General features: G+C 64.7%; 1 protein-coding gene and 1 pseudogene (1 of these 2 running past the window's edge). Both read left to right on the forward strand.

Annotation, left to right across the window (positions count from 1 at the left end; all coding sequences use genetic code 11):
• Positions 1-80 (forward strand): annotated as a pseudogene (locus GEV06_26180) (DUF485 domain-containing protein) (it extends 256 nt beyond the left edge of the window).
• Between the two features lie 55 nt (positions 81-135).
• Positions 136-368: cation acetate symporter (locus tag GEV06_26185; GenBank protein MPZ21354.1), on the forward strand; the 233-nt coding region annotated here is incomplete at its 3' end.

Raw genomic sequence — 368 nt, forward strand, 5'->3', positions numbered from 1 at the left:
TCTGGGCGAACCGGCGATACGATGTCGAGGCCGAGCGACTGCGCCAATGGTTGGCCCGCCTTGAAGCGGGAAGGCGGTAACTCGCTCCATCCGTGCCGTGCCTCGCGCGCCCGCGACCCTCCCATAGATCACATCATGGAAACAACGCTCGGCACGCCGACACTGTCGGCCATCCTCTTCTTCGGTCTGATCGTCGCGCTGACGCTGGCCATCACCTGGTGGGCCGCGAAGCGCACGAGGTCGACCCGTGAGTTCTATGCGGCTGGTCGCTCGGTCAGCGCGTTCCAGAACGGCCTTGCGCTCGCCGGCGACTACATGAGCGCTGCATCGTTTCTCGGTATTGCCGGTCTCGTCGCCTTGCAAGGCTA

It is taken from the genome of Luteitalea sp., assembly GCA_009377605.1.
Lineage (GTDB): Bacteria > Acidobacteriota > Vicinamibacteria > Vicinamibacterales > Vicinamibacteraceae > WHTT01.